25 protein-coding genes and 1 tRNA gene are annotated in these 25,598 nt (G+C 67.6%); 16 read left to right on the plus strand and 10 right to left on the minus strand.

Annotated features, from left to right (window positions below; all coding sequences use genetic code 11):
• Window positions 1-13 precede the first annotated feature (13 nt).
• The 4 genes from gyrA to ABOZ73_RS16620 are packed head-to-tail and all read left to right on the plus strand — an operon-like array spanning window position 14 to window position 4,514.
• Window positions 14-2,665, plus strand: a complete 2,652-nt coding sequence (gyrA, locus tag ABOZ73_RS16605) for a DNA gyrase subunit A (RefSeq protein WP_369062566.1) — start codon at window positions 14-16, stop codon at window positions 2,663-2,665.
• A 29-nt stretch (window positions 2,666-2,694) separates the two neighbouring features.
• Window positions 2,695-3,189 carry a pantetheine-phosphate adenylyltransferase gene (gene coaD / locus ABOZ73_RS16610; RefSeq protein WP_369059228.1) on the plus strand — a complete coding sequence of 165 codons (495 nt, stop codon included), beginning with the start codon at window positions 2,695-2,697 and terminating at the stop codon, window positions 3,187-3,189.
• Window positions 3,190-3,212: 23 nt separating this feature from the next.
• Complete coding sequence (locus ABOZ73_RS16615; RefSeq protein ID WP_369059229.1) at window positions 3,213-4,037, plus strand: peptidylprolyl isomerase; 825 nt, start codon at window positions 3,213-3,215, stop codon at window positions 4,035-4,037.
• Between the two features lie 9 nt (window positions 4,038-4,046).
• Complete coding sequence (locus tag ABOZ73_RS16620) at window positions 4,047-4,514, plus strand: peptidylprolyl isomerase (protein WP_369059230.1); 468 nt, start codon at window positions 4,047-4,049, stop codon at window positions 4,512-4,514.
• Here the strand turns inward: ABOZ73_RS16620 and ABOZ73_RS16625 are convergent.
• The gene (locus ABOZ73_RS16625; RefSeq protein ID WP_369059231.1) at window positions 4,511-5,530 is read right to left on the minus strand and encodes an endonuclease/exonuclease/phosphatase family protein; all 1,020 of its coding nucleotides are present in this window, start codon (window positions 5,528-5,530) and stop codon (window positions 4,511-4,513) included. The two genes, ABOZ73_RS16620 and ABOZ73_RS16625, sit on opposite strands and share 4 nt — an antisense overlap.
• A gap of 104 nt (window positions 5,531-5,634) precedes the next feature.
• On the opposite strand from ABOZ73_RS16625, the gene queA reads away from it, so the two are divergent.
• Entirely contained in the window at window positions 5,635-6,711 is a 1,077-nt protein-coding gene (queA, locus tag ABOZ73_RS16630; protein ID WP_369059232.1) for a tRNA preQ1(34) S-adenosylmethionine ribosyltransferase-isomerase QueA, read from the plus strand.
• A complete protein-coding gene (gene tgt, locus ABOZ73_RS16635; RefSeq protein ID WP_369059233.1) occupies window positions 6,711-7,835 on the plus strand; it encodes a tRNA guanosine(34) transglycosylase Tgt in 1,125 nt (374 codons plus the stop codon). The genes queA and tgt overlap by 1 nt, the downstream gene beginning before the upstream one ends.
• Here the strand turns inward: tgt and ABOZ73_RS16640 are convergent.
• The 3 genes from ABOZ73_RS16640 to ABOZ73_RS16650 all read right to left on the minus strand — a co-directional run bounded on the left by ABOZ73_RS16640 (window position 7,832) and on the right by ABOZ73_RS16650 (window position 9,241).
• On the minus strand, window positions 7,832-8,425 hold the full coding sequence (locus ABOZ73_RS16640) for a hypothetical protein (RefSeq protein WP_369059234.1): 594 nt from the start codon (window positions 8,423-8,425) through the stop codon (window positions 7,832-7,834). The two genes, tgt and ABOZ73_RS16640, sit on opposite strands and share 4 nt — an antisense overlap.
• A 75-nt stretch (window positions 8,426-8,500) precedes the next feature.
• Window positions 8,501-9,082 (minus strand): hypothetical protein, encoded by a 582-nt coding sequence (locus tag ABOZ73_RS16645; RefSeq protein WP_369059235.1) that lies wholly within the window; start codon window positions 9,080-9,082, stop codon window positions 8,501-8,503.
• Window positions 9,083-9,166: 84 nt separating this feature from the next.
• Window positions 9,167-9,241: transfer RNA gene (locus ABOZ73_RS16650), tRNA-Lys, on the minus strand.
• Window positions 9,242-9,372: 131 nt separating this feature from the next.
• Between ABOZ73_RS16650 and ABOZ73_RS16655 the strand changes: the two genes are divergently transcribed.
• Entirely contained in the window at window positions 9,373-9,570 is a 198-nt protein-coding gene (locus tag ABOZ73_RS16655; protein WP_369059236.1) for a hypothetical protein, read from the plus strand.
• Window positions 9,571-9,580: 10 nt separating this feature from the next.
• Here the strand turns inward: ABOZ73_RS16655 and panD are convergent, their stop codons facing one another.
• A complete protein-coding gene (gene panD / locus ABOZ73_RS16660; RefSeq protein WP_369059237.1) occupies window positions 9,581-9,949 on the minus strand; it encodes an aspartate 1-decarboxylase in 369 nt (122 codons plus the stop codon).
• Between the two features lie 105 nt (window positions 9,950-10,054).
• Here panD and panB point away from each other — a divergent pair, with 105 nt between their 5' ends.
• The 3 genes from panB to ABOZ73_RS16675 all read left to right on the plus strand — a co-directional run bounded on the left by panB (window position 10,055) and on the right by ABOZ73_RS16675 (window position 12,755).
• A complete protein-coding gene (panB, locus tag ABOZ73_RS16665; protein WP_369059238.1) occupies window positions 10,055-10,906 on the plus strand; it encodes a 3-methyl-2-oxobutanoate hydroxymethyltransferase in 852 nt (283 codons plus the stop codon).
• Window positions 10,906-11,757: a pantoate--beta-alanine ligase gene (gene panC, locus ABOZ73_RS16670; protein ID WP_369059239.1), complete on the plus strand. Its 852-nt coding sequence runs from the start codon at window positions 10,906-10,908 to the stop codon at window positions 11,755-11,757. Before panB ends, panC begins: the two co-directional genes overlap by 1 nt.
• 65 nt (window positions 11,758-11,822) lie before the next feature.
• On the plus strand, window positions 11,823-12,755 hold the full coding sequence (locus ABOZ73_RS16675) for an alpha/beta hydrolase (RefSeq protein ID WP_369059240.1): 933 nt from the start codon (window positions 11,823-11,825) through the stop codon (window positions 12,753-12,755).
• Between the two features lie 76 nt (window positions 12,756-12,831).
• Here ABOZ73_RS16675 and ABOZ73_RS16680 read toward each other — a convergent pair whose 3' ends face one another.
• The 4 genes from ABOZ73_RS16680 to ABOZ73_RS16695 form a co-directional block, all read right to left on the minus strand.
• Window positions 12,832-14,121, minus strand: a complete 1,290-nt coding sequence (locus ABOZ73_RS16680; protein ID WP_369059241.1) for an MFS transporter — start codon at window positions 14,119-14,121, stop codon at window positions 12,832-12,834.
• A 62-nt stretch (window positions 14,122-14,183) separates the two neighbouring features.
• Window positions 14,184-14,894 (minus strand): 2-keto-4-pentenoate hydratase, encoded by a 711-nt coding sequence (locus ABOZ73_RS16685; protein ID WP_369059242.1) that lies wholly within the window; start codon window positions 14,892-14,894, stop codon window positions 14,184-14,186.
• A gap of 192 nt (window positions 14,895-15,086) precedes the next feature.
• Window positions 15,087-16,511, minus strand: coding sequence for a mannitol dehydrogenase family protein (locus ABOZ73_RS16690; protein WP_369059243.1), 1,425 nt, complete (start codon window positions 16,509-16,511; stop codon window positions 15,087-15,089).
• Complete coding sequence (locus tag ABOZ73_RS16695; RefSeq protein WP_369059244.1) at window positions 16,508-18,016, minus strand: UxaA family hydrolase; 1,509 nt, start codon at window positions 18,014-18,016, stop codon at window positions 16,508-16,510. Before ABOZ73_RS16695 ends, ABOZ73_RS16690 begins: the two co-directional genes overlap by 4 nt.
• Window positions 18,017-18,235: 219 nt before the next feature.
• On the opposite strand from ABOZ73_RS16695, the gene ABOZ73_RS16700 reads away from it, so the two are divergent.
• The 5 genes from ABOZ73_RS16700 to ABOZ73_RS16720 all read left to right on the plus strand — a co-directional run bounded on the left by ABOZ73_RS16700 (window position 18,236) and on the right by ABOZ73_RS16720 (window position 23,467).
• A complete protein-coding gene (locus ABOZ73_RS16700) occupies window positions 18,236-19,243 on the plus strand; it encodes a LacI family DNA-binding transcriptional regulator (RefSeq protein ID WP_369062567.1) in 1,008 nt (335 codons plus the stop codon).
• Between the two features lie 96 nt (window positions 19,244-19,339).
• A complete protein-coding gene (gene uxaC / locus ABOZ73_RS16705) occupies window positions 19,340-20,785 on the plus strand; it encodes a glucuronate isomerase (RefSeq protein ID WP_369059245.1) in 1,446 nt (481 codons plus the stop codon).
• Between the two features lie 33 nt (window positions 20,786-20,818).
• Entirely contained in the window at window positions 20,819-21,667 is an 849-nt protein-coding gene (gene kduI, locus ABOZ73_RS16710; RefSeq protein WP_369059246.1) for a 5-dehydro-4-deoxy-D-glucuronate isomerase, read from the plus strand.
• 8 nt (window positions 21,668-21,675) lie between these two features.
• Window positions 21,676-22,431, plus strand: coding sequence for a 2-dehydro-3-deoxy-D-gluconate 5-dehydrogenase KduD (gene kduD / locus ABOZ73_RS16715; RefSeq protein ID WP_369059247.1), 756 nt, complete (start codon window positions 21,676-21,678; stop codon window positions 22,429-22,431).
• A gap of 19 nt (window positions 22,432-22,450) precedes the next feature.
• Entirely contained in the window at window positions 22,451-23,467 is a 1,017-nt protein-coding gene (locus ABOZ73_RS16720) for a PfkB family carbohydrate kinase (RefSeq protein ID WP_369059248.1), read from the plus strand.
• A gap of 80 nt (window positions 23,468-23,547) precedes the next feature.
• Here ABOZ73_RS16720 and ABOZ73_RS16725 read toward each other — a convergent pair whose 3' ends face one another.
• Window positions 23,548-24,219, minus strand: a complete 672-nt coding sequence (locus ABOZ73_RS16725) for a hypothetical protein (protein ID WP_369059249.1) — start codon at window positions 24,217-24,219, stop codon at window positions 23,548-23,550.
• A 961-nt stretch (window positions 24,220-25,180) separates the two neighbouring features.
• Here ABOZ73_RS16725 and ABOZ73_RS16730 point away from each other — a divergent pair.
• A complete protein-coding gene (locus tag ABOZ73_RS16730; protein ID WP_369059250.1) occupies window positions 25,181-25,516 on the plus strand; it encodes an excalibur calcium-binding domain-containing protein in 336 nt (111 codons plus the stop codon).
• Window positions 25,517-25,598 lie beyond the last annotated feature (82 nt).

Below are 25,598 nucleotides of genomic sequence, written 5' to 3' on the forward strand. Positions count from 1 at the left end.
CCTCGACTACGCCATGAGCGTGATCGTCAGCCGCGCCCTGCCGGACGTGCGCGACGGTCTGAAACCCGTCCATCGGCGCATCTTCTATTCGATGCACGATCTGGGGATGACGCCGGAGAAGTCGTACTCGAAGTCGGCCCGCGTGGTCGGTGACGTGCTGGGTCGTTTCCACCCGCACGGCGACGCCTCGGTCTATTTCGCCATGGTCCGCATGGCCCAGCCGTTCTCGATGAACCTGGTGCTGATCGACGGTCAGGGCAATTTCGGCTCCATCGACGGCGATATGCCGGCGGCCATGCGCTACACGGAAAGCCGCATGGCGCCGCCGACCACGGCGCTGCTGGCCGATATCGACAAGGACACCGTCGACTTCCAGGAGAACTACGACGGCAAGGAACTGGAGCCGGTCGTTCTTCCGGCCCGCATTCCAAACCTGCTGGTCAACGGCGCGGGCGGCATCGCCGTCGGCATGGCCACCAACATCCCGCCGCACAACCTGGGCGAAGTCGTCGACGCCGCGCTGGCGATGATCGACACGCCCGACATCGCGCTGGACGACCTGCTGGACATCGTGCCGGGGCCGGACTTCCCGACCGGCGGCGAGATTATCGGCCGCTCGGGCCCGCGCCAGGCGCTGCAGACGGGCCGCGGCTCGGTCATCATGCGCGGCATCGCGACGGTGGAGGAAATCCGCCAGGGCCGCGACGCCATCATCATCACGGCCATCCCGTTCCAGGTGAACAAGGCCAGCCTGGTCGAGCACATCGCCGAGATGGTGCGCGACAAGAAGATCGAGGGCGTCGCCGACCTGCGGGACGAAAGCGACCGCGACGGCATGCGCATCGTGATCGAGCTGAAGCGCGAAGCCTCGGGCGACGTGCTGCTGAACCAGCTCTATCGCTACACCTCGCTGCAGACCTCGTTCGGGGTCAACATGCTGGCGCTGAACCGCGGACGGCCCGAGCAGATGGGTCTGCGCGAGATGCTGACGGCGTTCATCGACTTCCGCGAGGAAGTCGTCGTCCGCCGCACCAAGTTCGAACTGGGCAAGGCGCGCGATCGCGGCCACGTCTTGGTCGGTCTGGCCATCGCCGTGGCCAACATCGACGAGTTCATCCACATCATCCGCTCGTCCAAGGACCCGGCGGAGGCGCGCGAGCGTCTGTGCGACCGCAACTGGCCGGCCGGCGACATGATCCCGCTGGTCGAGCTGATCGCCGACCCGCGCACCGTCATGCTGGAAGGCGGCAATGTCCGCCTGACCGACGAACAGGCCCGCGCCATCTTGGCCCTGACCCTCTCGCGTCTGACCGGCCTGGGCCGTGACGAAATCTTCGAGGAAGCGGGCACGCTGGCGACCGCGATCCGCGGCTATCTGGAACTGCTGTCCGACCGCGCCAACATCATGGCCGTGGTTCGCGAAGAGCTGGTCGAGGTGAAGACCCGCTTCGCCATCCCCCGCCGCACGACCATCGTCGACGGCGAGGCTGGCGTTGACGACGAAGACCTGATCCCCCGCGAGGAGATGGTCGTCACCGTCACCCACGGCGGTTACGTCAAGCGCACCGCGCTGGCGAACTACCGGACGCAGCATCGCGGCGGCAAGGGCCGCTCGGGCATGGCGACGAAGGAAGAAGATGCGGTCACCCGCGTATTTTCGGCCTCGACCCACGCGCCGGTGCTGTTCTTCACCTCGGGCGGCAAGGTCTACAAGCTGAAGGTCTGGCGCCTGCCGCTGGGCAATCCGACCTCGCGCGGCAAGGCGTTCGTGAACCTGCTGCCGATCGAGCCGGGCGAACAGATCACCTCCATCCTGCCGTTGCCGGAGGACGAGGCCACCTGGGATCGGCTGGACGTGATGTTCGCCACCGAGTCCGGCAATGTGCGCCGCAACAAGCTGTCGGACTTCGCCGACATCCGGCGCAACGGCAAGATCGCCATGAAGCTGGACGAGAACGACCACATCGTGGGCGTGAATCTCTGCACGGCCGACAACGACGTCCTGCTGACCACCGCCATGGCGCGCTGCATCCGCTTCGCCGTGGACGAAGTGCGCGTCTTCGCCGGCCGTGAATCCACCGGCGTGCGCGGCGTGCGTCTGGCCGAGGGCGACACCGTCATCTCCATGGCCATCCTGCGCAGCGTGGACGCCAGTCCCGCCGAGCGGACGGCCTATCTCAAGCAGGCCAACGCCCTGCGCGCCGCCACGGGCGAGGGGGAGGCGGACGCCGCCCCGGCTCCTGAGGAGGAAGAAGAGGGCGTCGACGGCGCCGTCTCGCTCAGCGTCGAGCGCTTCGCCGAACTGGGCGCGGCGGAAGAGTTCGTCCTCACCGTCTCGTCCGAGGGCTTCGGCAAGCGGACCAGCGCCTACGACTATCGTCGCACGGGCCGTGGCGGCCAGGGTCTGCTGGCGCAGGACATCACCAAGCGCGGCGGCAGGCTGGCGGCTTCGTTCCCGGTTGAGGAAAGTGATGAAATCCTTCTGGTGACAGACGCGGGGCAATTGATACGTTGCCCCGTCGGCCAGATCCGTGTTGCAGCGCGAAACACCCAGGGCGTGACCATCTTCCGCAAGTCGGGCGATGAGCACGTGGTGAGTGTCGAGCGTCTGGCGGAAGCCGCTGGCGGCGACGAAGAGGAAAGCGGGGCGGACGAGACCCCGTAGGACGCGCACGCAGCTTAAGGGGGCTCAGTTTGTCTTTCGTCGGTCTCTATCCGGGCACTTTCGACCCGATCACCAACGGTCACCTGGACATCATCGGGCGGGCAGTGAAGCTGGTCGACAAGCTGGTCATCGGCGTGGCGGTCAATGCCGGCAAGGGGCCGATGTTCCCCCTTGAGGAGCGGGTGGAGATCATCCGCCGCGAAACCGCCCAGTTCGCCGGTAAGACCGAGATCGTGGTCCAGCCGTTCGAAAGCCTGCTGATGAATTTCGCCCGCGAGGTCGGCGCCAAGATCATCGTGCGCGGCCTGCGGGCCGTGGCCGACTTCGAATACGAGTTCCAGATGACGGCCATGAACCAGCAGCTCGATCGCGAGATCGAGACGGTGTTCCTGATGGCCGATCCCCGCCACCAGGCCATCGCCTCGCGGCTGGTCAAGGAGATCGCCCTGCTGGGGGGCGACGTCTCCAAATTTGTTCCGCCGGGCGTGCGCGACGAGCTGATGGCCAAGGTCGCTCGCCCTTAAGTCTCCATTCCCAGAGGAATGACATGATCCGATCGCTTACCTTCGCCGCCGTTGTCGCGGCTGTCGCCGCTCCGGCGCTCGCCCAGCCCGGCGCCGCCGACTGGCGCACGCCGGACCCCGAAAATGTCCTGGTGGTCGACACCAACAAGGGCCGGATCATCGCCGAGCTGTCGCCCGAGGCCGCCCCGAACCATGCCGTTCGCGTCCGCGAACTGGCCCGCGCCGGTTTCTATGACGGCCGCAGCTTTTTCCGCGTCATCGACCAGTTCATGGCCCAGACGGGGGATCCCAAGGACGACGGCACCGGTGGTTCCGAAAAGGACGACCTCGTCGCCGAGTTCACGTGGCGGCGCGGCGCGGATTCGCAGTTCTCGACCGTGGCCCAGCCGGCCGGCGCGGAGCTGGGCTTCGTCGGCGCGATGCCGGCCATGAGCCAGACCATGGCCTTGGCCGTCATGACCGCCGACCGAAAGGTCTCGGCCTGGGGGATGTTCTGCCCGGGCGTGCTGGGCATGGCCCGCGGCGACAACCCGGACTCGGCCAACAGCCAATTCTTCTTCATGCGCCAGGCCTATCCGTCGCTGGACAAGCGCTACACCGCCTTTGGCCGGGTGCTGAGCGGTCTGAACGCCGTACGTTCGATCAAGACCGGCGAGCCGGTCGCCGCGCCGCAGGACGTCATGCAGAAGGTGCGTGTCCTGGCCGATATCCCGGCCAAGGAGCGCCCGTCGGTCCGCGTGATCGACACCCGCAGCGCCTGGTTCAAGGCCGAAGTCGACCGGGTCAAGGCGACGCGGGGCGCCGATTTTTCACCATGCGACGTCGACATCGCCACAGAAGTGAAATAGGGCGGGAATATGAGCACCGATCCTGAAAACACCATCGTCATGACCCTGGAAAGCGGTCCTGTCGTCATCCGCCTCCGTCCCGACCTGGCTCCCGGCCACGTCGCACGGATCAAGGAACTGGCCCGCGAGGGTTTTTATGACGGCGTGACCTTCCACCGCGTCATCCCCGGCTTCATGGCCCAAGGCGGCGATCCGACCGGCACTGGCCGCGGCGGTTCGGACAAGCCGGACCTGAAGGCGGAGTTCTCCAACGCCGAGCACGTCCGTGGCGTCTGCTCCATGGCCCGCACGCCGGATCCGAACTCGGCCAACAGCCAGTTCTTCATCTGCTTCGACGAAGTCACCTTCCTGGACGGTCAATACACCGTGTGGGGTGAAGTGGTCGAAGGCATGGACAATGTGGACGCTCTGCCGGTCGGCGAGCCGCCGCAGAACCCGGGCAAGATCCTGAGCTTCAAGGTCGCCGCTGACGCCTAAGGCGTCCGGACCAACGTAACGACTACCGGGCGGTGGTCCGAGCCAAGTCTCGGACCCCGCTCGACCTTCACCGTCCGCCAGGCCTTGCCGGCGTAGACGTGATCAATCGGCAAAATCGGAAATGACGGCTGGAAGCCGGTGCGCTCGAAACGGGCGGGCCAGCTGGGCATGGCGCGCGTGCGCCGTTCCAGGCCGAACGCCTTGTCCTGCCGCTGCAGGGTGAAGGACCAAGGGGTGGAGTTGAAATCCCCGGTCAGGATCAGGTTGTCGCGATCAAAGCCGTTCAGCTTCTCGGCCAAGGCGGCGGACTGTTCCTGCTGATAGCCCGCCGGCCATGGCCAGGCGTAGTGGGCGTTCATGGCGGTGAACGCGCCGTCGCCACGCCCGAACTTGGCGTAGAGCACCGACAGGAAGGGGCGGCCGTTCCGCTCGCCCGGACGATCGGCGAAGTCGCCCTGTTCGGTCGGCTTCATCTTGCTGAGGATCAGGTTCTGGCAGGGGCGCGTCCTGGCGCAGCCGGTGCGGTAGGGATAGGCCTCGCGGAGCAGCTTGTGGAAGCGTCCACGGCCGCCATAGCTTTCCTCGACCAGCACGATGTCGGCGTCCTGGGCGATCACCCACCGGGCGGAGCCTTCCGGGTCCGCGTTGTCGCCCCAGGCGTTGAACTGGACGATCTTCAGGGTCTCGCCCTTGGGATCCTCGACCGTCTTTTGAGTCGCGCGGGCCCAAAGCTCAGGCGTCATCTGCAGGGCCGACAGCACGACGGCGGTGGCGGCGACCGTCAGGGTCGCGCGGCGCTCCTCGCCGCGGGACACCAGCGCGCCCAGCAGGGCGGCCAGCAGCCCGCCGACCAGCCACAGGGGCGAGAAGTGCGCGGCGGTGTCCAGCGTGGCGGACCAGCGGCCGCCCTGGGCCGCGATCGCCAGCAGCGCGCATCCCAGCGCCACGGCCAGGGCGCCGGCCCGTAGAAGCAGAAGGGCAAGGTTCAGAACGAGTTCACGGCGTGCCTCTAGCACGTTATTTCAGGCGCGTTTGGGGAAGCTTGGCGGCGTTGCTGCGGCGTCTTCACCGGCGCCTTGTGCTTGACCTGATCCTCGCGCCGTGGCCTTGACCGCGCCCAATGCGCCTGTCCGATTTCGATTTCGACCTGCCCGAAGACCGCATCGCCCTGCGGCCGGCCCAGCCGCGCGATTCCGCGCGCCTGCTGCTGGTCCAGCCGGGGGAGGAGATGTCGGACCTGATCGTCCGCGACCTGCCCGGACTGCTGCAGCCCGGCGACGCCCTGGTCTTCAACGACACCCGGGTGATCCCGGCTCGTCTGGCGGGCACGCGGGAGCGTGACGGCAATGTCACCGTGGTCGAAGCGACGCTGCACAAGCGCGTGGCCGCCGACCGCTGGACCGCCTTCATGCGGCCGGGCAAGCGCCTGAAGGTCGGTGATCGGGTCGTCTTCGGACAGGCCGAGGATCGCGCCTGCGAGGGCGAGCGGCTGGACGCCACTGTGATGGAGAAGCACGACGGCGGCGAGGTGCTGCTGGCCTTCGATCTGTCGGGACCGGCCCTGGACCAGGCGATCAACACCCGGGGCGACATGCCCCTGCCGCCCTATATCGCCGCCAAGCGGGGCGAGGACGCCCAGGACCGCAGCGACTACCAGACCGTCTATGCGCGCGAGGACGGCTCCGTCGCCGCGCCGACCGCCGGCCTGCACTTCACGCCCGAACTGCTGGCGGCGATCCGCGAGCGGGGCGTCTCCACCCACTTCGTCACCCTGCACGTCGGGGCCGGCACCTTCCTGCCGGTGAAGACCGACGAGGTGTCCGAGCACAAGATGCACGCCGAGTTCGGCGTTGTGCCGCGCGAGACCGCCGACGCCCTGAACGCGGTCCATGCGGCCGGGGGGCGGATCATCTGCGTGGGCACGACGTCCCTGCGCCTGCTGGAAAGCGCGACGGGGGAGGATGGGGTCATCCGTCCCTTCGCCGACGACACGGCCATCTTCATCACGCCCGGCTACCGCTTCCGCGCCGCCGACGGGCTGATGACCAATTTCCACCTGCCCAAATCGACCCTGTTCATGCTGGTCAGCGCCTTCGCCGGGCAGGACACCATGCGCGCCGCCTATGAGCACGCCATCGCCGACGGATACCGCTTCTATTCCTATGGCGACGGCAGCCTGCTATGGCGGGCCGCCTGATGGCAGCCTTTCCCTTTGAACTGAAAGCGACCGACGGCGGGGCCCGCACGGGCGTCCTGAAAACCCCCCGCGGCGACATCCGCACGCCGGCCTTCATGCCCGTGGGCACGGCCGGCACGGTCAAGGCCCTGACCGTGGATCAGGTCGCCCAGACCGGCGCGGACATCATCCTGGGCAATACCTATCACCTGATGCTGCGGCCCACGGCCGAGCGGGTGAAGCGCCTGGGCGGGCTGCACAAGTTCATGCGCTGGGACAAGCCGATCCTGACCGACAGCGGCGGTTTCCAGGTGATGAGCCTGTCGGGCATCAGCAAGGTGACCGAAGAGGCGGTGACCTTCGCCAGCCACATCGACGGCTCCAAGCATATCCTGACGCCGGAACGGTCCATCGAGATCCAGGCCGACCTGCTGGGCAGCGACATCGTCATGCAGCTGGACGAATGCGTCGCCTGGCCGGCGGAAGAGAAGCGCGCCCGCGAGGCGCTGCTGCTGTCCGCCCGCTGGGGCGCGCGCTCCAAGGCCGCCTTCGGTCAGCGCGATAGCCAGGCCCTGTTCGGCATCCAGCAGGGTTCGACCTTCGAGCATCTGCGCCGGGAGTCGGCCGAGCGCCTGCAGGAGATCGGCTTCGACGGCTACGCCCTGGGCGGTCTCGCCGTGGGCGAGGGGCACGAGGCCATGTGCGAGGTGCTGGACTACGCCCCCGCCATGCTGCCCGCCGACCGGCCGCGCTACCTGATGGGGGTGGGCAAGCCCATCGACCTGGTCGAGGCGGTGGCGCGGGGCGTCGACATGTTCGACTGCGTCCTGCCGACCCGCTCGGGGCGCCACGGCCAGGCCTGGACCTGGGACGGGGCGATCAACCTGAAGAACGCCCGCTTCGCCGAGGACGACACGCCCCTGGACGAGGCCAGCGCCTGTCCGGCCAGCAGCGCCTATTCAAAGGCCTATCTGCACCACCTGGTGCGGTCGGACGAGATCCTGGGCCAGGTCCTGCTGTCCTGGCACAACATCGCCTTCTTCCAGACCCTGACCGCCGCCATGCGCGCGGCGATCGAGGAGGGGCGGTTCGAGGCGTTCCGCAAGAGCTTCCGCGACCGACACCTGGCCGCCAAGAAGGCCTAGCGGATCGGGAACTTCGGTCCCGAGCGCTTCTCCTCGCGAGGGATGCTGCTCTTCACATGGGTCGGGGTGGCCGGCGGGTTGCAGCCCTTGGCCTCGCCCAGACCCTTCAGATAGGCGCGGCGGACATTGCCCGAGGTGATGGCCGCCGCCACCAGCCGGTCGTGCCGCTCGGCCCCCGTCAGCATGCGCACCCCGCCCCGGAAGGGGATGAAGCTCGACGCCACGCCGGCCATGACGCCGTAGGAGATGGTCTTGCCGCGATCCAGCAGGTCCTCGTTCTCGCCGGCCGGAATCTGGTCCAGATCGACGCCCAGGGCCTCTTCCAGGGGGCGGACCAGATCGGCGATGCGGCGGCAGGTAGACGGCATGGGCCGCTCGTAGGGGTCGTGCATGACCTCCAGCAGGATCGGCGGGATCTTGGTGCGCACCACGTTGAAATCGCGCAGCGGCGCCTGAGCCGCGCCCTGGATGCTCTCGCTGTTGGCCTCGCCGGTCGTCTTGATGCGCGCGTCGTCGTCCTGGGGACGCGAGGGCTGGGCGAGGGCGACCGTCGGGACGGCCAGGGCGAGGGTGATGAGGAGCGTGCGCATGGCGTCAGGATATCGCCCGTCGCGAAGGTGCGGCAACGGCGGAACGGTGACGTTACAAAGGTATAATCTCGGCGCTCAGGCCCGGGCGGAGGCGAGGGCGTCGGTGAACTTCTGCTCCGCGTCGGCGGAGCGCTTCAAAGCCTGTTGAAAGTCGTCCCAGTCGGCGTCTGCGACGCGCTCCAGGATCGAAAGCTCGCCCATCGAGCGGATGAGGTGAGCACGATGCAGGGACACCTGAAAGGCGCGGCGGTAGAGCTCGACGGTCGGCCACTGGGTGGGCGGCATGGAGAACAGGCCGGTTAACGCCTCGTCGTTGTGTCGGAATTCCGAGGTCGTGATCTGCTGGATATGCCGATGGTCACGGCTCTTGGCCGCGTTGCGGATGACGGCTGTGTGCCGCATGACGGCCTGAACCACGTCCTCGACCGCATCCAGCATGCTCAGGCGCTCGGCCTTGCGCCGCGTCTCGATGGTCCGCCGCTCGGCGGTGGCCAGCTCAAGGGTCACGAACACCACCAGCACGCTCGCGCCCGCCGCCGCCCAGTCGGCGGCCGAACCCCAGCTCTCCGCGCCGCCCAGCAGCCGCAAGGCGGTCATGACGACGAACAGGGCGATGACGCCGGCATAGAGCCAGTAGACGGGGCGATCGAACTTCATGGGCCGGAGTTTGAACCAGGGATGATGATCAAGCCACTACACGCCGCGTGTGGGCCGGGGATGATCCGCGAGGTTCACGAAGATTGGTAGGCCGGGTGAGGTTCGAACTCACGACCATTCGATTAAAAGTCGAATGCTCTACCACTGAGCTACCGGCCCGCTCGTTGGCGCGGGGCGCCGGTCGAAGCGGCGCGGACCATAGTCGGGGGGATGCTTCGCCGCAAGGGCGGAAGTCGTCGATTTGGAACCAAGCCCGCCAGCCCTGGTTTTCCCCGCAAAGGAGATCGCCAATGGCTGAGAAGATGCAAGGTTCGGTGAAGCGCGGCTGGGTGATCCTGGGCGTGGTCGGCGTGCTGATCGTCGGCGCGATCGCCTATTTCGGCATGAGCGGCCCGGGCCACCAATCCGGCGGCCAGATCGCCGCCACCAGCCCGGCCGGCGGCCAGGAAGCCCCGCGCGAGCAAAGCCCGGCGCAGCCGCAGAACTAGGGAATCGCCTCTAGGCGATGACGGTCGAGGGCTCCTCGACCAGCGACCGCACGAAGCGGTTCTTCTCGTCGACCAGGATGACCTTCGGCTCCACCGGCTTGTCGGTGATCTCGAAGGCGATGATGATGACCTGCTCGCCCTCGCCGATCAGGTGGGCGGCGGCGCCGTTCACGCAGATGCAGCCCGAACCGCGCGGGCCGGCGATGACGTAGGTCTCGAGGCGCGCGCCGCTGGTGTTGGAGACGACCAGCACCTTTTCGCCCGCCCACAGGTCCACATGGTCCAGCAGGTCTTGGTCGATGGTGATCGACCCGACATAGGCCAGGTTGGCCTCGGTGACCGTGGCGTTATGGATTTTCGAGCGCATCAGGACGCGCATGCACAACTCTCTATCTCGACCTGCGGGTGACGGTTCGTGTGGGCGCCGTCTTGGCGCGTGATATAGGGACCTCGACCCGCTTTGTCAGCTTACGTGTGATAACCTATGTCCGCGACGATTTCGCAGAAGTCCGTGACGACCCTCGACCTGGCCGCCATGAAGGCCCGGGGCGAGAAGATCGCCATGCTGACGGCCTATGACTACACCTCGGCGATCCTGGCCGAGCGGGCGGGCGTTCCAGTGCTGCTGGTGGGCGACAGCCTGGGCATGGTGGTCCATGGCCACGGCACGACCCTGCCGGTGACGGTGGACGACATGGTGCGCCACGCCGCCGCGGTGATGCGCGGGGCGGGCAGGGCGCTGGTCCTGGCCGACCTGCCGTTCCTGAGCTACGCAGACGAGGCATCGGCGGTGCGTTCGGCTGGCCGCCTGCTGCAGGAAGCCGGCGTCGCGGGGGTGAAGCTGGAGGGCGGCGCGTCGATCGCGCCCATCGTCCGCAAGCTGGTGGACCTGGGCGTCCCGGTCATGGGCCATATCGGCTTCACGCCGCAGTCGGTGAACCAGATCGGCCTGAAGGTGCAGGGCAAGGCCGCCGCCGACGCGCGGCGCATGCTGGACGACGCCCTGGCCCTGCAGGCGGCGGGCGCCTTCGCCATCGTCATCGAACTGGCCCCGGCGGCCCTGGCGGCCGAGATCACCAAGCGCCTGAGCATTCCGACCATCGGCATCGGCGCGGGCGCCGGCTGCGACGGTCAGGTGCAGGTGTGGCACGATCTGCTGGGCCTGTACGGCGACAAGCCGCCCCGCCACGCCAAGCAGTTCGCCGACGTCGGCGCGGCCATCGAGGGCGCGGTGCGCGCCTATGCCGAAGAGGTGCAGGGCGGCGTGTTCCCGACCGACGCCAACAGCAGCAAGATCGACCCCGCCGAGTTGGCTGAAGCCCTGAAGGGCGCGTGATGAAGGTCGTCGCCACCATCGCTGAGTTCCGGGCCGAGCGCGCGCGTCTGGGCGACCTCGGCTTCGCCCCGACCATGGGCTACCTGCACGAGGGCCATATCAGCCTGATGAAGCGGGCCAAGGAAGAGTGCGGGGCCGCGGCGGCCAGCATCTTCGTCAACCCGACCCAGTTCGGCCCGAACGAGGACCTGTCGCGCTATCCCCGCGACCTGCCGCGCGACCTGTTGCTGCTGGAGGCGGCCGGGGTCGATCTGGTGTTCACGCCCGAGCCGGCGGAGATGTACCCCGAAGGCTTCGACACCAGCATCACGGTGGGCGGCGTCAGCGAGGGGCTGGAGGGCGGCTCGCGTCCTGGCCACTTCAACGGCGTGGCGACGGTGGTGGCCAAGCTGCTGAACATCGTCCAGCCGACCCGCGCCTATTTCGGCCAGAAGGACGCCCAGCAGGCGGCGGTGATCCGCAAGCTGGCCCTGGACCTGTCGATCCCTTCGGAGATCGTGATCTGCCCCACGGTGCGCGAGCCTGACGGCTTGGCCATGAGCAGCCGCAACGTCTACCTGTCCCTGGCCGACCGCCAGTCGGCGCGGGTGCTGTTCCGCGCCCTGACCCTGGCCCGCATCCTGGTGGAGCGCGGAGAGCGCAAGGCCGAGGCGGTGCGCGAGGCCATGCGCCGGACCATCGCCGAGGAGCCCTCGGCCGAGGTCGACTATGTCAGTCTGGCCGACAACCGCACCCTGCGGGAGGTCGAGGACCGCCTGTCGGGCGAAGTGCTGGCGTCCATGGCCGTGCGGTTCGGCAAGACCCGGCTTATCGACAATCTGGTCATCGCCGTGCCCAAGGGCCGAAAGTAGCCGCCCAGCCCCCGCCACATTCCTCCGCGAAGCCTTCTATGGTGAAGCTCTAGGGGAGAGAATGCATGCGGTTGATGGTTCTGGCGGCGACGGCGGCGATCGCCGTCTCGGGGTGCGGCAAGACCGAGAACAGCGCGGTTCGGACGACGCAGACGCCGGCGGTGACCACTGCGCAGGCCGGGAACGGCGCGCCCTATGTCCTGACGGGCACCCAGGTCTGGGACGTGCCTGATCCGGTCTCCGGCCGGAAGTATCAGGTCTTCGTCAGCCTGCCGGCTTCCTATGAGTTCGACGCGCAGCGGCGCTATCCAGTGCTCTATGTCACCGACGCCGACTATGCGTTCCCGGTGATCCGCTCGATGGCGCGGCGGCTGAACTTGGACCGGCCGAAGGTGGACGACTTCATCCTGGTGGGCCTGTCCTACGCCGAGGGCGACAGCGGCTCGCAAAGCCGCCGCCGCGACTACACGCCGACGCGCAATGGTCCGAGCAGCTCGCCGCCGGATGCGGTGCATGGCGGCAGCGCCGCCTATCGCCGGTACATCCGCGAGCAGGTGCTGCCGTTCGTGGAGCAGAAATTCCGGGCCGATCCGGGCAGGCGGACGATCCTGGGCCACTCCTATGGGGGGCTGCTGGGCGCGGAGTTCCTGCTGAACGAGCCGGAGCTGTTCGACGGCTACATCCTGGGCAGCCCGTCCTTCTGGTTTGACAAGAAGCACATGCTGAAGGTCGAGGCCGAGTACGCCAGGACGCACAAGGATCTGCCGGCGCGGGTGTTCATGTACGTGGGCGGCTACGAGACGATAAAGGCCGGGGACGACCGCTACAACAGCGACGCCGATCTGGTCGAGGACATGAAGCTGTTCGAGCGGACGGTGAAGGGGCGGGGCTATTCGGGGCTGAGCATCAGCTCGGACGTGCTGCCGGGCGAGGATCACCTGACCGTGGCGCCGTCCGGCTTCGCGCGGGGGCTGATGACCATCCTGCCGGCGCGATAGCCCCAATAGCTCAATGAAAAACGGCGGCGCTCCGGAGAGCGCCGCCGCTGTATTTCAGGCCGTCGCCCCGGACCGATCAGACCTTGACCGGATCCATCTTCGGCATGAGCAGGTGAACCACGGCCAGGGCGATCAGATAGGCCGAGGCCGCCAGGATGAAGATCGGCGTGTAGGTGCCGATCTTCTCCAAGACGTATCCGGCGTACTTGGCCATGGCCATGCCGCCGAAGGCGCCCAGCATGCCGCCGATGCCGACCACCGAACCCACCGCCCCGCGGGGGAACACGTCGCCCGGCAGGGTGTAGAGGTTGGCCGAGAAGCCCTGGTGAGCCGCGGTGGCGATGCCGATGATCAGCACGGCGACCCAGAGGTTGTCGACATTGGCGGCGAAGGCCACCGGCACGGCCAGCAGGGCGCAGATCAGCATGGTGATCTTGCGGGCCTTGTTGATGCTCCAGCCCATGTTCATGAACTTGGACGACATCCAGCCGCCGCCGACGCTGCCGACGTCCGACAGCAGGTAGATGGCGATCAGCGGCGGGCCGAAGCTCTTCAGGTCCAGGCCGTGGCGCTTGCCCAGGAAATCCGGGAGCCAGAAGAGGAACATCCACCAGACCGGATCGATCAGGAACTTGCCGAGGGCGAAGGCCCAGGTCTCGCGCTTCGTCAGGATCTTGGACCAGCCGATCTTCTCGACCGGGTCGGCCGGGTCCTGGGTGATGTGGGCCAGTTCGCCCGGCGAGACGCGCTTGTGCTCTTGCGGGCTGCGATAGACCAGCAGCCAGATCGGCAGCCACACCAGACCAGCGACGCCGGTCACGATGAAGGCCATCTGCCACCCCCAGGTCAGGGCCACGACGGGCACGACCAGCGGGGTGACGATGGCGCCGATGTTGGTGCCGGCGTTGAACAGGCCGGTGGCGAAGGCGCGTTCCTTCTTGGGGAACCACTCGGCCACGGCCTTGATGCCGCCCGGGAAGCCGCCGCCTTCACCGGCGCCCAGCGCGATGCGGGCGAAGATGAAGCCGGTCAGGCCGCGCGCGCCGGCGTGGGCGATGTGCGCCACTTGCCAGATCGCGAAGGCGATGGCGAAGCCGTAGCGGGCCCCGATCTTGTCGATCACCCGACCCCAGATGAGGTAGGCGATGGCGTAGGACGCCTGGAACCAGAAGACGGTGTCGGCATAGTCGGTTTCCGACCAGCTGAACTCCCGAGACAGGTCGGCCTTCAGAAGGCCGATGGTCTGCCGGTCCACGTAGTTGATGATCATGGCCACAAACAGGAGGCTCACGATCACCCAACGGAACTTCGTAATTCTTTCGGAGACGGGGGGAGGCGTCACGCCTCCCGCTTTTGCATCGCTCATATTCTCTGCCTGTCCCTGGCGTTCCCGGGACAGGGAGCGCCGTTCATCCCTGATATTCTGCGTTAGGCCGCGGCCGGCTCAGCCTTGACCGTGCTGCAGGCAATCTCGCCGTACTCGCCGAAGCGCACAACAGTCGATTGTCCGAGGAAGATCTCGTGGACGCCGGTGGCGGCCCCGGTGGTGATCAGATCGCCGGCCTTCAGCGGGTGACCGCGACGGGCGCAGTTCTCGATCAGGAAGCGGAAAGCCTCGACCGGGCTGCCCGGAATGCTGGCGGCCGTGCCCGAACCGATCAGCTTGTCGTCGATCCAGGTTTCGCAGGGCATGTTCTCCCAGCCCTTTTCGCGCCAGTCCTTGATCTCCGGACCAACGATCAGACCGGCGTTGTTGCCGAAGTCCGAGGCGACGACGCGCGGGCCCATGCCGTTGATGTCGGGCAGGGGGCTGCCGGCCAGTTCGAAGCCGATATGGATCGCGCCGACATATTCCTCGGCGTCCTCATAGGACCAGTCGACCTTGTCGGCCGGGGCGTCCTTGGCGACGCGCACGATGAATTCGGCCTCGGCGGCGGCGAAGCCGTTGGGGATCACCGGCAGGGGGAAGGTTTCGCCCGCGCCGATGGTCCAGATGTTGTTCTTGAACACCGGGCCGGCCAGACGCTCGGCGCCCAGCTCGGCGCGCAGCGCCGGGGCGATGAGCCCGACCTTCCAGCCGCCGACTTCGGCCGGGTAGAGCCCGATGGCGATGTCCTGGATGGCGTAGGCGTCATCCATGGTCGCCGGCCTCTCGCCGGGGTAGCCGGGGAGGGCGGTGGCGGACAGACGCGCCTCTACAAGAGTTCTTGGCGATCGTCGAGGCGACCGTTTCGGTCCGTACTGCGTCCACTCCGTTACGCTCCCTGTTCCCTGAGGATTGTTGATTGTCGGTGTGTGTAGGGGAAACCGGTGTCATTGACAATTCAACCGTCACCCTAGCGAAAGCTGTGCATAGGCCGCCTTCACGGCGGCTGCATAGATGGGGTTCGCGGCCAGCGAGGCCGGGAAGATCTCGGTCAGGCCGAGGAAGGCGTCCACGTCCTGCGGCGCGCCGGTCGCGGCGTTGCCAAGGGCGGCCAGCTTGTCGGCGAGCGGATCGACCAGCGGCGTTCCGGCCTTGGCGCGGGCGGCGACGAAGGCCATCCAGGCGGCGATCGGAACGGCCAGGCGGTCGACCGGACGGCCGGCTTCCAGGGCTTCGGCCGTGGTCTCCAGAATCCGGAACGGCAGCTTCTTGGAGCCGTCCCAGGCGATCTGCGACAGCAGGTGGCGAATCTCCGGGTTGCGGAAACGGCCGAGGATCGCCTCCACATAGGTCGGGATGTCGAGGCCGGGCGGGGTGCTGAGGCTGGGGGCGATGTCCTCCAGCATCATGCTGCGCACGAAGCCGGCCAGTTCGGCGTCGGCCATGGCGTCGCCCACGGTCTCGTAGCCCTTCAGCGAGCCGACATAGGCCAGGGTCGAGTGCGCGCCGTTCAGCAGGCGCAGCTTGGCGCCCTCGAAGGCGGCGACGTCGTTGGTCAGGGTCACGCCGACCGAGGCCAGGTCCGGCGCGTCGGCGGGCAGGACGTCCTCGACCACCCATTGGACGAAGGCTTCACGCTGGATCGGCCAGGCGTCGTCAAAGCCCGTCTCGGCGGCGACCCGAGCGCGCAGGGCGTCATCGGTGGCCGGAGTGATGCTGTCGACCATGGTGCGCGGGAAGGCGGTGTTCGTCGCGATCCATTCACCCAGGCCGGCGTCCAGCTTGCCGGCGAAGGCGACGACCGCGTCGCGCAGCTTGTGGCCGTTGTCGGCGAGGTTGTCGCAGCTGATGATGGTGAAGGGGGCGAGGCCGGCTTCACGGCGGCGGCGCAGCCCTTCGACGACGTAGCCGATGACGCTGTCGGGGCGCTGCGGCGCGGCCAGATCGTGGGCGATGTCGGTGTTTGACAGGTCCAGCTTGCCGTCGCCGCCTAGGCAGTAGCCCTTTTCCGTGACGGTCATGGTGACGACCTTGGTCGTCGGAGCGGCGAGGCGGGCGAAGACGGCGTCGGGATTTTCCGACGCGACCAGGGTCTCGCGGATGGCGCCGATGACGCGGAAGGTGGTCTCGGCGTCCAGCTGGGCCAGGACATAGAGGCCTTCCTGCGGGGCCAGGGCGTCGCGGACGCCGGGGCTCTTCAGGGAAACGCCGCTGATCCCCCAGCGCGGATCCTTGGCCAGGAGCGCGTCGAAATAGAAGGCCTGGTGTGCGCGGTGGAACGCGCCGGGGCCGAAATGGACCACGCCGATATCGACGGCGGCCGGGTCATAGGCAGGTTGCAGCACCTTGGCCGAGGCTTCGGACAGGGTGGACAGGAGAAGTTTCGTCAAAGGGTAACGCCCTGCTTCCAGATGGCGATCTCGCGCTCGCCGTTGATTTCAGCCTTGGTCGCCTTGCCCGAGGCGGTCTCGACGACCAGCGCCATCAGGTCGTCGGCGGCTTCGTCCATGGACTTTTCTTCCAGCACCACGCCGGCGTCGAAATCGATCCAGCCCGGCTTGCGCCCCGCCAGACCGCTGTTGGAGGCGATCTTCAGGGTGGGGGCGGGGAAGCCGAGCGGCGTGCCGCGGCCGGTGGTGAAGAGGATCACCGTGGCGCCGGCGGCGGTCAGGGCGGTGGAGGACACCGCGTCGTTGCCGGGCGCTTCCAGCACGGTCAGGCCGTGGGGACCGATCTTCTCGCCATAGCGGATGACGTTGACCACCTGGGCGCGGCCGCCCTTCTGCACGGCGCCGAGGGACTTTTCCTCCAGCGTGGTGATGCCGCCGGCGATGTTGCCGGGGGAGGGGTTCTCGTAGATCGGCTGGTGATTGTCGATGAAGTACTGCTTGAAGTCGTTGACCACCGAAACGAGGTCCTGGAACACGCCCTGGTTGGCGGCGCGGGCCATCAGGATGCGCTCGGCGCCGAACACCTCGGGGATTTCGGTCAGGACCGGCGTGCCGCCGGCGTCGGCCACCTTGTCGGCGATGCGACCGACCAGGGGATTGGCGGTGACGCCGGAGAAGCCGTCCGAGCCGCCGCACTTCAGGCCGACCACGAGATCGGAGACCGGGCACGGCTCGCGCTGGTCCTTCTCGACCAGGGCGACCAGTTCCTCGACGGCGGCGAGGCCGTCTTCCTGTTCGTCGGCGACGTTCTGGGTGGTGAAGTAGCGCAGGCGATCGCGATCGATGTCGGGGGCCGTCTCAAGCAGCTTCGACAGCTGGTTGTTCTCGCAGCCCAGTCCGAGGATCAGGACGCCGCCGGCGTTGGGGTGCGCGGCCAGGCTGGCGATCAGCTTGCGGGTGTGGTCCAGGTCGCCGCCCAGCTGCGAGCAGCCGAACGGGTGGGGGAAGGCGTGGACGCCGTCGATGCGGCCGGCGAAGCGGACGGCGGCCTTTTCGGCGATGCGGCGGGCTGTGTTGGCTACGCAGCCGACGGTGCAGAGGACCCAGATCTCGTTGCGGGTGCCGACCCGGCCGTTCTTGCGGCGGTAGCCCATGAAGGTCCCGGCCGCCAGATCGTGGCCGATGGCGTCGACCGAGGGCTCGTAGGTGTAGGTCTCCACGTCGGACAGCTTGGTCTCGACATTGTGGACGTGGACGTGGTCGCCGACAGCGATGGCGTGCGTCGCCCGGCCGATGGGCCAGCCGTACTTGCAGACGTCTTCGCCGACGGCGGCGTCGCGCACGGCGATCTTATGGCCCTTGGGGATGTCGGCGCGGACCGTGATCGACTGGCCGTCGATACTGACCGTCTCGCCCGAAACGAGGTCACGCAGAGCCGTCGCGACATGGTCGCGGGGGTCCACGTGGTGAATCACATGCTCGGCCTGAGTGGTGTCGGACGCCATTTCCTGTCCCTACGCACCGTGTTCTTGGGTTTAGGTAACCGGTGTCATTATCCACAATAGCGCTTTCTCGACATCGTTTGTAGTCGGACGTGCGATCAGGCTAAGAAAACAGAACTACACCACGTCGATCGGATCGCTGTGACCGCTTCCAAAACGCCTGACGATCATTCGCCTGACGGCCCGAACCTCGAGGGGGATTCCAGCCGGAGGCGCCCGACGATCAACGACATCGCGCGGCTGGCCGGCGTGTCGAAGAAGACGGTGTCGCGGGTCATCAACCAGTCTCCCTCCGTGCGCGACGAGACGCGCGAGCGGATCGAGGCGGTGATCGCCGAGCATGGCTACGAGCCCGATCCCCAGGCCCGCGGCCTGGCGTTCCGCCGGTCGTTCCTGATCGGCATGATCTACGACAACCCCAACCCGCAGTACGTCGTGAACATGCAGCAGGGCCTGCTGGACGGCATGAAGGGCTCCGGCTTCGAGCTGGTGGTGCATCCGTGCGACCGCGCCAGCCCGCACTTCCTGACCGACCTGCGAACCTTCATCGAGCGCCAGCGCCTGTACGGGGTTGTGGTCACGCCGTCCGTCTCGGAAGACGAGCGGGTGGGGCGGCTGCTGCGCGAGATCGGTTGCGAGTACATCCGCATCGCCTCGGTGCCGGTGGACGACGCGGAGCGCATGATCGTCGGCCGCGACCGGCTGGGCGCGCACCATGCCGCCAAGCACATTACCGATCTGGGCCACGTCCGCATCGCCTTCATCTCCGGTCCCGACACCTTCCGGTCGTCCCACGAACGCCGCGGCGGTTTCGAGGACGGCCTGGCCGACGCGGGGATCAAGCTTGATCCGACCTATGTGGCCAACGCGGCCTATACCTTCGAGACCGGCCTGACGGCGGCCGAGGAGCTGCTGAAGCTCAGTCCGCGTCCGACCGCCATCTTCTGCGGGAACGACGAAATGGCCGCCGGCGCCTTGCAGGCCGCCCGCCGCGCTGGGCTGAACGTGCCCGCCGACCTGACCGTGGTCGGCTTCGACGACTTCCAAATCGCCTCCCGCGTCTGGCCGCCGCTGACCACCATCCGCATCCCCACCCGGGAGGTGGGCCGGATGGCCGCCCTGAAGCTGATCGCCGGCGGCCAGGAGCCGCGCGAGCTGAAGGCGGAGCCGGAACGTATTGCCCCGTCGCTCGTCGTGCGCGAGTCTTCGGGACCGCCGCCCAGTAAGTGAGCCCTCAAGCTTGCTTCAATCTATGACACCGGTTACCACGCCCGCAGAACGGGCACATTGAAACGCCCGCGCCGGAAACCCCAGGAGCATCCCCCGATGGCCCAGCCGCTGATCTTTCACGACGACCGTCTGTTTCCGGCCGACCCGACCACGCGCGCGATCGCTCGCGAGCTTTATGGCTTGGTCGAAAAGCTGCCGATCATCAGCCCGCACGGCCACACGGACCCGTCCTGGTTCTCGACCAACGCGCCGTTCGAGGACGCCTGCGACCTGCTGCTGGCGCCGGACCACTACCTGTACCGGATGCTCTACAGCCAGGGCATCGCGCTGAAGGACCTGCGGGTCCCGTCCAAGGAAGGCGTGCCGGCCACGGACCCGCGCAAGGCGTGGAAGCTGTTCGCCTCGAACTTCCATCTGTTCCGCGCGACCCCCTCGTGGCTGTGGCTGAACTACGTTTTCTCCAAGGTCTTCGGCTTCAAGGATCGCCTGACCGCCGAGACCGCGGACAAGTATTTCGACGAGATCAACGCCCAGCTGGCCACGGACGCGTTCCGTCCCCGCGCGCTGTTCGACCGCTTCAACATCGAGCTGCTGGCCACCACCGAAGGCCCGCACGAGAGCCTGAACCATCACCACGCCATCCGCGACAGCGGCTGGAAGGGCCGGGTGGTCACCGCCTATCGCCCCGACGCGGTCATCGACTTCGAGGACGAGCGTTTCGGCGACGCCATGCAGCGCTTCGCCGAAGTGTCGGGCCATGACGTCTACAGCTGGACCGGCTACCTGGAAGCGCACCGTTCGCGCCGGGCCGACTTCATCGCCGCCGGCGCCACCTCGACCGACCACGGCCACCCGACCGCCGCCACCGCGGACCTGTCGGCGGCGGAGTCCGAGGCGCTGTTCCAGAGCCTGCTGAAGGGCGACGTGACGCCCGAGAAGGCCGAGCTGTTCCGGGCGCAGATGCTGACCGAGATGGCCAAGATGAGCCTGGACGACGGTCTGGTCATGCAGATCCACCCCGGCTCGACCCGCAACCATAACCGCCAGCTGTTCGAGGCCTATGGCCGCGACAAGGGCGCCGACATCCCGGCCAAGACCGAATACGTCCAGGCCCTGCGTCCGCTGCTGGGCAAGCTGGGCAACGATCCGCGCCTGTCGATCATCCTGTTCACCCTGGACGAGACGACCTACAGCCGCGAGCTGGCGCCGCTGGCCGGCCACTATCCGACCCTGAAGCTGGGTCCGTCCTGGTGGTTCCACGACAGCCCGGAAGGCATGATGCGCTTCCGCGAGCAGGTCACCGAGACGGCCGGCCTGTACAACACCGTCGGCTTCAACGACGACACCCGCGCGTTCCTGTCGATCCCGGCTCGCCACGACGTGGCCCGCCGCGTGGACAGCGCCTTCCTGGCCCGGATGGTCGCCGAGCACCGCATGGACCTGGACGACGCCGCGGAAACGGTCGTTGATCTGGCCTACAACCTGCCCAAGCAGGCCTACAAGCTGGACCAGCCGCTGACCGCGACGCCGGCCGCCGCCTGATCCCTGGAAGAACCCCGCGCCCTGGAGGCCGTCATGTTCGCCAAGACCTACCACGCCACGCACCCGGACATGATGTTCGGCGTCACCAATGACGAGCTGCGCGACCGCTACCTGATGCAGGACCTGTTCGAGGAGGACGGCGTCAGCCTGAACTACTCGCACAACGAACGCTTCGTGGTCGGCGGCGCGGCCCCGGTGTCCAAGCCGGTGGTCCTGCCGCACCAGACCGAGCCGGCCTCGGCCGCCGGCCACCCGTTCCTGGAACGCCGCGAGCTGGGCGCCATCAACGTGGGCGAGGGCAAGGGCAAGGTGACCGTGGACGGCGTCGTCTACGACATCGAGCCGCGCGACGGCATCTATGTGACCATGGGCGCCAAGGACGTGGTGTTCGAGTCCGTCGACGCCGCCAACCCGGCCAGGTTCTACATCACCAGCGTCCCGGCCCACGCGGCCTTCGAGACCAAGAAGCTGGTGTTCGCCGACGCCATCCCGCTGGAGCGCGGCGCGCTGGAGACCTCCAACGAGCGCACCATCTACCAGTACATCGTCCCGACCACCTGCAAGTCGGCGCAGCTGCTGCTGGGCATGACGGTCCTGAAGCCGGGCAGCGTGTGGAACACCATGCCGCCGCACCTGCATGACCGCCGTTCGGAGGTCTATTTCTACTTCGGCCTCGGCGATAACGACCGGGTGTTCCACTACATGGGCGAGCCGGACGAGATGCGTCACATCGTGATGGCCAACGAAGAGGCCGTCGTGAGCCCGCCGTGGTCGATCCACATGGGTTCGGGCACCGCCAACTACACCTTCATCTGGGCGATGGGCGGCGAGAACCTGGACTACACGGACATGAACGTCCTCGACATCTGCCAACTCAAGTAGGCCCCATTATGAGCAAGCTTTTCAGCCTTGAGGGCAAGACCGCCCTTGTCACCGGCGCCAACACCGGCATCGGCCAAGCGATCGCCATCGCCCTGGCGGAAGCCGGCGCGGACGTGGCCGTCGCCGGCCGCAGCGAGCCGACCGAAACCCAGAAGGCCATCGAGGCGACGGGCCGAAAGTTCCTGTCGATCAAGGCCGACTTCGGTTCGACCGAGCCGGTGCAGCGCGTGGTCGACGAGACGGTCGCCGCCTTCGGCAAGCTGGACATCCTGGTCAACAACGCCGGCATCATCCGCCGCGCGGACTCGATCGAGTTCAGCGAGGCCGACTGGGACGCGGTGATGGATACGAACCTGAAGGTCGTGTTCTTCCTGACCCAGGCCGTGGCGCGCCAGATGCTGAAGCAGGGCGGCGGCAAGGTGATCAACATCGCCAGCCTGCTGTCCTACCAGGGCGGCATCCGCGTGCCGTCCTACACCGCTTCGAAGAGCGGCCTGGCCGGCCTGACCAAGATCCTGGCCAACGAGTGGGCCGCCAAGGGGATCAACGTCAACGCCATCGCCCCCGGCTATGTCGAGACCAACAACACCGAAGCCCTGCGCGCCGACGCCGAGCGCAACGCCTCGATCCTGGCCCGCATTCCGGCGGGCCGCTGGAGCCACGCGAGCGATCTGGGCGGCGCGGCGGTGTTCCTCGCCGCGGCGGCTTCGGACTATGTTCACGGGGTGACGCTGCCGGTCGACGGCGGCTGGCTGGCCCGCTGATCTGACTGGAGACTGAACGTTGAGCCGTGTCGTCTGCTTTGGCGAGGTGCTGCTGCGCCTCTCTGCTCCCACCAATGAGCTGCTGCTGCAGTCGGCCCGGCTGAACGTGTGCGTCGGCGGGGCGGAGGCCAATGTGGCCGTGTCCCTGGCCAAGTTCGGCCACGACGCGGCGACGGTCTCCATCCTGCCCGACAATCCCCTGGGCCGGGCGGCCCGCGACGAGCTGCGCCGGCACGGGGTCGACACCCGCAGCCTGCGCTTCGTCGAGGGACGCATGGGCCTGTACTTCCTGTCGCCGGGCGCCGTGGTGCGTCCGTCGGAGGTCACCTATGACCGCGCCGGCTCGGCCTTCGCCCTGGCGTCGGAAGACGCCATCGACTGGGAAAAGGAACTGGACGGCGCCGAGTGGTTCCACGTCTCCGGCGTGACCCCGGCCGTCGGCCCGTCGGCCGCCAACGCGGTGGTCAAGGCGGTGCAGACCGCCCGCAAGCTGGGCGTGCCCGTCAGCTTCGACGGCAACTACCGCGCCAAGATGTGGGCCGCCTGGAACGGCGACGGCCCGGCCGTGCTGCGCCAGATCCTGGATTGCGCCGACCTGGCCTTCGTCAACGACCGCGACATCGCCCTGATCCTGGGCGAGAGCTTCCTGGACGAGTCCGCCCAGGTGCGCCGCCGCAAGGCCGCCGAGCGCGCCTTCGAGGTGTTCCCGAACCTGAAGCGCATGACCTCGACCGTGCGGCTGACGCCGTCGGCGGATCATCACGAGCTGTCGGCGGTGATGATCTCCCGCGACGGCGGCGAGCACATCACGCGCGCCTTCCCGCTGGCCGGGGTGGTGGACCGCATCGGCGGGGGCGACGCCTTCGCCGCCGGGGTGCTGCACGGCCTGCTGACCGGCCTGAACGACGCCGACGCGGTGGAGTTCGGCCTGGCCGCCGGCGCCCTGAAGCACGCCGTGTTCGGCGACTTCAACCTGGTCTCGGCCAGCGACGTGCAAGCCCTGCTCGACGGCGAAGGTTTGGACGTAAAGCGCTAGGTCCGGGCGACCCCCAACCTTTCCATCCGTACCGTTTTTCATCCGCTCATCCCCGCCTTCGCGGGGATGAGCGGGCTTCATCAGCCGAAGAGGGGCGCGGCGATCGCCAGGATCGCCACCCCCTGGACCGTGACGATCACGGCGTCCAGCAGGCAGCGCCAGATCGGCGCGCCCAGCTCCTGGCGGAACCACGCCGTCTCCACAGCGATGAACCAGACCAGGGCGATGAGCACCATGGCCGCGCCGGTCAGCTCCGCCCAGGGCGCGTGCGTCTGCATCAGGGTGGCCGCCATCCCCACCGTCAGGGCGAAGGGCGCGGCCAGATAGCACTGGCTGTAGAAGGGCGGCTTGAGGGTATCGCGCGTCAGGGCGGCGCGCCGGCGCTGCAGCAGGCGGATCGACACCAGCAGCGGAAACACCGCGAAGAAGGCCAGCCGCATGACCAGCAGGCTGGTGTCGTCATTGACCAGTCCGCCCAGGCGATGATGCTCGGAAAGCAGGGGACTGTCGCCCACTAGGGCCAGCTCCAGCCCGTGCGAGACAAGCAGCGATAGGAACAGGAACAGCGGCGGACTGACCGTGGCGACGTGGCGGCGCTCCTCCGCCTCGGTCATCTGCTGGTCGGCGAAGGTGGTCATCCGCAGGGGATGCAGCATCGTCCGCCACAGGGTGAGCGGGTAGAAGACCAGCCAGCTCATCACCCGGAACAGCAGCTCGTCCAGGGAGTCGAGCAGCTGGATCATGAAGTTCATGGAAGGGCCCCCGGGCGGTGTGCTGCGGGGAGTATGAGGCCGATTTTGCAGGCGGCGCTAGAACGGGTCGTCATCCTCATCATCGTCGTCTTCCACGCTTTGGCCCTGGGCCGCGAGGTGGGCCTTGGCCTGAGCGGTGGCGAAGCGGATCATTTCGTCGAGCAGTCGCATGTCTTCACGCCGCTGAAGCTCCCTTTCCGTTGGGGGGCGTTCCGCGGGAGAGGGCGTTTTGCGTAGGCGAGGCTGGCTCATGGGTTGTCCTTGTTGGCTTTTCCGCGCTTGGCGGTCGCCGGGGGAATGGGCATGGCTCAGCGCCCCCACGGGAAATTCCCGAAAGGTTGGAAGGGCGGCGGAGCGCCCGGGCCTTCGCCCGGAGGATTGGATAGCGAATACCGTTTCGACGAAGATCGAACGCTCCGCACGGTCATTATCCGGGAGCTGTCGGTAGGCAGCGCTCTTAGCGCTTAGCCGACGAAGCCTCCGGCGGGCGGGCTCCCTCAGCGTGGGAGTCCCCGGTCCGCGTGAGTAACCCCCTCACGCCTGTTGCACGCCGCCGATGTCTTGCCGCTTTGGGGCAAGAGCAGTGTCCAGACAGGGATCGCTCCCCTCGTTCTCACCACCGACGGTCGCGCTACCCGCTCGACCGCATCCCCGTCACGACACAGCGCTGGCCGCGCGCCCTTCCCGTGACAGGGACGGTCAGGAGCTTACGGGAGGTGGAATGGGGGCGGATAAGCCTTCCCCTCTCCCCACTCGTGGGAGAGGGTTGGGTGAGGGGCTTGCGGCGGTTCCGCTTGCAGCGCCTCGCCCGCTGACCCTCAGAGCCCCCTCACCCTTACCCTCTCCCCCAAAGGGGGCGAGGGGATAGGCGACATGCGCCATCTTGCGGTTCGCTCCGCAATTTACAACCTATGATTATCATTCATGATCTCGCCGGGGCAGGTTGAAACCGGGGGCGCGGATGAAGGGCAAGTCGGCCACAGGGGTGGGTCTGGGGCTTGTTTTGGCCTGTGCTATCGGCGTGCCCGCCACCGCGCATCCGGGAGGGCTGAACGCCGAGGGCTGTCACAACGACCGCAAGCGCGGCGGCTATCACTGCCATCTTCCGTCGCCTTCACCCGTGCGAATGTATTCCGCGCCCAGTACGGCGGCCTCGATCGGACGCTCTTTCAGGAACTGCAGCGACGCGCGAGCGGCGGGAGCGGCTCCTGTGCGGCGAGGAGACCCCGGCTATGGGCCGCATCTCGACAGGGACGGCGACGGGGTGGGGTGTGAGCCTTATCGGCAGCGGCGGTAATCGCGGGAGCCGTGAGAGGCGGCCCGACCCGCGCTAGGGGGCACGGATCGGGCCTGGGGTGTGTGGGTGGGCTGAGGACCTC

The organism is Caulobacter sp. 73W (assembly GCF_041021955.1).
Lineage (GTDB): Bacteria > Pseudomonadota > Alphaproteobacteria > Caulobacterales > Caulobacteraceae > Caulobacter.